This window comes from Nocardioides sp. IC4_145, assembly GCF_011250565.1.
Classification (GTDB): domain Bacteria; phylum Actinomycetota; class Actinomycetes; order Propionibacteriales; family Nocardioidaceae; genus Nocardioides.
The window spans coordinates 1-6,039 of sequence record NZ_JAANMS010000080.1 but is presented as its reverse complement, the minus strand read 5'-3'; the positions used below and the strand labels follow the sequence as shown (position 1 = coordinate 6,039).

General features: G+C 66.0%; 5 protein-coding genes. 3 read left to right on the top strand and 2 right to left on the bottom strand.

Features of this window, described 5'->3' with window-relative positions:
- Positions 1-534 precede the first annotated feature (534 nt).
- From G6553_RS20440 to G6553_RS20430, 3 genes are read left to right on the top strand one after another with little or no spacing between them, the layout of a single operon-like run.
- Positions 535-2,238, top strand: coding sequence for an SIR2 family protein (locus G6553_RS20440; protein ID WP_166196953.1), 1,704 nt, complete (start codon positions 535-537; stop codon positions 2,236-2,238).
- Entirely contained in the window at positions 2,238-2,825 is a 588-nt protein-coding gene (locus G6553_RS20435) for a hypothetical protein (protein WP_166196951.1), read from the top strand. Before G6553_RS20440 ends, G6553_RS20435 begins: the two co-directional genes overlap by 1 nt.
- Positions 2,818-5,265 carry an AAA family ATPase gene (locus tag G6553_RS20430; protein WP_166196949.1) on the top strand — a complete coding sequence of 816 codons (2,448 nt, stop codon included), beginning with the start codon at positions 2,818-2,820 and terminating at the stop codon, positions 5,263-5,265. Before G6553_RS20435 ends, G6553_RS20430 begins: the two co-directional genes overlap by 8 nt.
- Positions 5,266-5,317: 52 nt before the next feature.
- On the opposite strand, the gene G6553_RS20425 is transcribed toward G6553_RS20430, so the two are convergent.
- Together G6553_RS20425 and G6553_RS20420 are read right to left on the bottom strand one after the other, a co-directional pair.
- Positions 5,318-5,521, bottom strand: a complete 204-nt coding sequence (locus tag G6553_RS20425; protein ID WP_166196947.1) for a hypothetical protein — start codon at positions 5,519-5,521, stop codon at positions 5,318-5,320.
- Positions 5,522-5,561: 40 nt separating this feature from the next.
- Complete coding sequence (locus G6553_RS20420; protein ID WP_166196945.1) at positions 5,562-5,819, bottom strand: hypothetical protein; 258 nt, start codon at positions 5,817-5,819, stop codon at positions 5,562-5,564.
- Positions 5,820-6,039: the final 220 nt, after the last annotated feature.

Genomic DNA, 6,039 nt, shown 5'->3' with positions numbered 1-6,039 from the left:
CCTGGTGGAGGCTGACGACGCTGGCCTCGGGGCGGGGGAGTTGGGCGGTGTAGCGGTCGTTGACGTGCTTGGTGACCCGGGCCGCGGCGACGGCCAGCCGGGGGCGTTCGGCGGTGCGGCGCACGGCTACCGGCGGACTGAATTGTTCCAAGTGCGTGAATCCGGTCGTAGTCGGTGCCGTCCACAAAAGTCGGCGGTACGCAATCGAGGCGGTGCGTGTGGCGTGTTCCGACAGAGTCGTCGGTCGTGGAGCGGTCCTCCGTCCAGTCCTCGGTCTCGAATTCAGTCACGATCCGGGACGAGACGCGCGCTCACCGCAAGGGCAATCCGGTTCGGCGCTTGCTTCGCATCGTGGCGCCCTGCAGCGGTATTGCGCATGATTGCGGGAGGAGGCTCCACGGTTCATTGGACACCGTGCCAGCATGTGCCGGTGCACGATATCTCCGCCGTAGGCGACCGCCGTCGCCCCCAGGGACCGTACAGGCCAGCGGAGATCACTCGATGAGCCACTCACCCGTCCGCACGGTCGCTGGGGTGCTGGAAGGATTCGAGCACGGCTTCTCTGAGTTCGCCGCCTCCTTCACGGCTGGGGACTACGTCCTGTGGCTCGGATCGGGCATCTCGCGCGACGTGGTGCCCAACGTTCAAGAGCTTCTCGTCCGCGTACTTGAGATGCTCCGCACCAATATCGACGACGCCAACCCTGCATGCCCCTACTCGGCAGCGCTCAAGGAGGCGCTGGTCCTCGCCGGCATGTCTCAGGGCGATATCGACGCGATCGACCTCGCCGTGCCGGTTGAATCGTGGGCAGACTGCGGCGGGATCACTTGGCGATTGACCTCCAGGTATGCCGAGGTTCTCGACATCCCCGTGTCAGGGCAGCCCGCGGACTATCTTGTCTGGTCCGGCTTGGATGTCCCTGGCACCTACGGCGACCCTGCGCTCGAACCGGATGTCGAGCACCTCTGCATCGCACTGCTGATCTTGGAGGGCGTCGTCGGCTCTGCCGTCACTGCGAACTGGGACGGGCTCATCGAACAGGCACTCGCAGCCTTGACCAATGAACCAGACGCGATCATCCGTGTCATCGTCCGCGGAGACGACTTCCGGCAGCGCAATCGACGTGCAGAGCTGATCAAGTTCCACGGATGCGCGGTCCGTGCGCGCGACGACGAGGCAACGTACAGAGCCCTTCTCATCGCTCGGCAGCAGCAGATCTCCGGCTGGACCGAGCGGAACGAGAACGGGGTCATGCGTAAGCACCTTGAGCTCCTCTACACGGACTCTCCCTCCCTCGTGGTGGGCCTCTCGGTCCAGGACGCGAACATGCACACCATGATCGCTCGGTCAATCGAGGACCTCCCGCGGCCATGGCCACACACGCCGCCAGCGGTTGTGCTGTCCGAGGAACAACTACAGGCCCACCACCGCCATCTCCTTCGAATGACCTATGGGTCCGCCGAGTACGAGACTCACGCGGCCGAGATCAACGACTCGGCAGTTCTCGGCTCGTACGCGAAGCCGACCTTGCTGGCGCTCCTGTTCTGGACCCTGACCGACAAGCTCCTCGCGGTCCTCTCGTGCCTGCCAGGCAACTCGTCCTGGAGCGAGACCGAGACTGAGCGTCTGCGCCTCGACCTCCGACAACTCCGCGACAACGTGGCCGAGCACGCGGAGCCCGCCAATCGCGCGTTCCTCTCTCAACTGGTCGATCTGAGCATCCTCATGCTTGGCATCTTCCGGACTGGACGCGCTCCAGCCAGTGGTGCTGCCTACGAGCCGCTCTCCGACCGTCCCATCCGCGATGCCTTGCAGAACCCCGACTTTCCGGGCGCAGCGTTCGGGCGCCTGGCGGTGGCGATCTCGCTACTCGGTCGTGGCCATTTCGATGGCGACTGGACGCTCCTTCCGGGGACGACCGGGGCAGCCGAAGAGGGGGTCCTCAGACTCGTCGCGCCGCCGAGCGCCCCAACACCACGCGAGGTACGCGTCTTCCTCGTCAAGGACACCCACACTGCGATCGCACTTTCGATGGATGGCCTCGCCGACGAGGACGACCCCAGCACGCTCATCGTGCTAACCGAACGAGAGCCGGCCCCCGTCGTACGTTCGCCGCGGCCCAGGTACGGGCGCGTGGGCTCAACTGGCGCGGGCCGGGTCAGTATTGAGGATCTGTACGAAGCGGCTGATTCGGCGGACGATCTCTACGCCACCTTCAAACTTGCTGGAGGCCTCTAGTGACCGACCCACAGACCACGCCGCTCGAGCTGGTGATGACCGTCCTCGAGCGCGGCGGCTACCAGCGGCTCCCCAAGCCATTGACCGTCGCCGGTATGGAGTTCGACTTCGAAGCGGCCGCGCGCGGCACACAGCGTTCCCACGACCTCGTCCTGGTCACCACCGACCGGCTGCCAGCGCTTCGTCTCCAGCGCCTCCTCGCGGGACTGGCGCGTTCTCTGGATCTGGCGCAGTCCAGGCGGCCAGTTACTCTGGTGATCGTCGGTGATCTCTCCGCAATCGACAGAAACGAGCTCGAACGCCACGCCCGTGTGCTGCACGTCGAGTCCGCCGATCCAAGCCAAGCGGAGGTCGAACGCGCGATCGCCATTCTCCTCCCGCTCGACCTTCCCGCTGCCGCAATCATGCATGGAAGCGACCCCGTCAACGAGGTCCTGGCAACTCTGGGACCCGGGCCGGACACCTCCGAGCACATCACGCTGGTGCGCGCGGCCACCGGGGGCGCCGACGAAGTTCGGGAGGCCCTCCGCAACTACGTCAACGCCGGTGTCGTCGAGACTTCACCCGGGGGCGCCCTCGATGACTGACGTCCCCATCCGCAGCATCACGATCTCCGACTTCCGACGGCTCGCCGGCACCCGGACGCTGCCACTCGACGCACCCATCGTGCTGATCCACGGATCCAATGGCGCAGGCAAAACCAGCGTGCTCTCGGCCCTCGAACTCGGCTTGACCGGACAGATCCGAAGTTTGCAACGACAAGACCCTCGCTACACCGCTCACCTGCCCACTCTGGGACAGGACTTCGCCACCGTCCGCGTCGAGGTCGATTCCTCGTTCACCAACAATGAAGGCCCCGCGGCACCTCTCACCGCCGGCGGAAGCAGAATCGAAGGCAACCCCGCTCTCACACCTGAGGCCGCCAACTTCTACGGCGAACGCTGCTACCTCGACCAAGCCTCCCTGGGTCGCCTCCTTGAGCTCTACCAGCACCGAGAGGGCAAGCAGGAATCAGCCCTTGCCCAGTTCGTCAACGAACTCCTCGGCCTCGAACAGCTCGATGCGCTCCGCACCGGCTTGAGCGCCGCCAACGACCTTCGATCCCTCAAGAAGCTCGCCGATCGCCTCGATGATGCCGCCACTCGAGCCGACCATGCCGAAGCGGCGCTCACCGAGACCACCCGCGACCTCACGGCCGCCAGAGCCGAGATCGACCAGGCCCGGGCCGCAGCCCTCGCCGCGGCCCGATCCCTCGGCCTCGACCCGCCTGAAAGTCCAACCGCCGAGAGGACCGCCGCCCTTATCGATGAGGACGCGGACGACCGCCTCATCGGTGCCATCCGCCGTGCGGTAGCCGACCAGGACCTCGACACCGAACGTACCCAGCTACTGGCTCTCCAGCGGGACCTCATCGCCCTCGGAGGACGCCTCGATGCAGCTGCTGCACGACCCTCGACCCACGACCTCACGCAAGCTCGTGACCAGCTGAACGAAGCCACGCAGCAACTCGAGCTCTGGGAACGCGAAGTCGGGCCTGACATCGAGGCTTGGCAGCGTGCAGCTCGCGCGGCCGGAGTCGTCCTCGACACTGATCATGGAGCGGACATCCACCGGGGGCTGAATGAGGTGCAGCGCCTCCTTGACTCCCAAACGGCGTTGCAGACCGAGCAGCAGGCCATCCAGTCACGCCTTGACTCTGATCGACAACACCTGGACTCGCTGCAGGAGCGCCTTCTCGACGCGCAAGAACACGCGACGGCGCTGGTCGAAGGCCTTGCGTCCATCCGCACGGCCATCACGAGCGACATCTGCCCCGTCTGCGATCGCGACTATGCCGAACTCGGGTCAGGACACCTGGGTGCTCATGTCGACGCCAAGATCACTCAACTCAGCCAGCAGGGACAACGTCTTCTCGATCTGCGGCAGGAACGCGATGCCCTCCGGGCCACGATCGCGCGGACCCAAACCGAGCTGGAAGCGACCACGGCCGCTCTCCTCGAACCCGCGCAGGCAGGAGAGCTGGAGGAGCGTGCCGCCGAGCTCGCACGCCTTCGCGACGCATGGCAGCTCTTGGGTCCGGCAGCCGAGACCGGGCGCACCATGCGTACGGCCGAGGCCCAAGCACGGCGCCGTGTTGAAGAGTTCGAAACGGCCTCGAGCGAGGACCAGTTCGCCCGAGCCGAACTCGCACGATGCGCTGCGATCCTGGGGCGCCCGATACCCGCCGGAGACACGATCCGAGCGATCTGGGAGATCCTGTCCGGCGCCGTGAGATCCCGTCTCGAAGAGATCGGCAAGCGGGCGGCCACGCAGCGCGACGGGACTTCGGCTGCAGAGCGGATGGAGCAAGCTCTCCGGCGCCAAGCCGATGCCGTGGCACGAGTGGCCGACGCGGCACAGCACAAGGGCGAATGGGATGCCTGCGTCAAGGAGGGGCGCCGGCGTCAGGCGGTAGCCCGCGCTGTCTTCGATGCGGCCACCGAGGTCAGAACCAACGTCGTCCAGCGGGTCTTCACTCAATCGCTCAACCGCGTCTGGATGAGCCTCTTCTCCCGCCTCGCCCCGAATGAGGGGTTCATCCCGTCGTTTGGCATCCCGACGTCGTCAAAAAGCGGCTTGGAACTGACGCTTCGCACGGTTCACCGCGAGGGGCGGGAAGGGGGTTCTCCGCAGATGATGCTCAGCGCGGGCAACCTCAACACCGCTGCCCTATCGCTCTTTCTCGCTCTTCACCTCGCCGTGGATCCCGTGATCCCCTGTCTCGTCTTCGATGATCCGGTCCAGGCGATGGACGAGGTGCATGTCGCTCAGTTCGCCGGACTTATCCGCGTGCTGGCCAGACAGCACGAGCGTCAAGTAATCATCGCGGTCCACGAACGCGAGCTTTTCGACTACCTCGCACTTGAACTCAGCCCTGCCTACGAGGGCGACGAACTGCTCACCATCGAGCTCGGCGAACGATCCCTTGAGCAAGATCGCGGGATTACTCGACACATCTGGACCCCCGATCCAGCGATCGCGGGCTAACCGGGACAGCGCAGAAGAGCCGGGGCCCATGTCCGGTGGCTATGGGGCGGGCTCATCTTTTGCTTCCTGCGTAGGTGGTCCATCGGGCGCCGGCAGCAGCGCTCCAGGCTTCAGCGGTGCTGATATGGATGCCGAGCAGATCGGCGAGCACGATGCTGGGGAGCTCAGCACCGAGTTGCAGGAGTGCGGTGTTGCGTGCGGCGCGTAGTGGGATGTCGAGGTCGCGTAGGCGTTTCGCGAGCCCGGTGGGGTCCATGGGATGTCCGGGCCGGCGTCCTGGGAAGAGCCACTGATCACTAATCGGTGTCGGCAAGGTGGCCGGGCATCCCGGCCGGCGCATGCTCGGGCAGTCGCTGGATCAGGTCGTCCAGTGGTGGTGGAAGTTGGACGGCGTCGGTACCGAGCTGGAGCCAGACGTGACCGTCGTGGTGACCGATGTCGGCGCGGGTCAGTCGGGTGATGCGAGCAGTGGTTTGGCCGTAGAGCAGCAGGAGCAAGACGGCTACCCGGTCACGAACGGGCACCTGGTCATCGGTGAGAAAGCGGCGTGCCATCGCCCAGCGGTGGTCATCGGTGATGAACCAGCACCCGCACTTGGGTGGCCGTGCCCTCCGATGGGTCGGCGCCTGTCGGGGTGCCGGGGAGGGCTGCGGTGATGCCGCCGGCGGTGAACGCGGCGATGGCAGCGGCGGCCAGGCCGACGAGGGCCTTCAGCGGGCGACCCTCAGCTGCGGACGCTCGCCGGAGACGGGGACCGCGCGTTCCTGGGCCTGG

Coding starts and splice junctions, on each gene's coding strand:
- G6553_RS20430 (WP_166196949.1), top strand. CDS start 2,818: ATGACTGACGTCCCCATCCGCAGCATCACGATCTCCGACTTCCGACGG.
- G6553_RS20425 (WP_166196947.1), bottom strand. CDS start 5,521: ATGGACCCCACCGGGCTCGCGAAACGCCTACGCGACCTCGACATCCCA.
- G6553_RS20420 (WP_166196945.1), bottom strand. CDS start 5,819: ATGGCACGCCGCTTTCTCACCGATGACCAGGTGCCCGTTCGTGACCGG.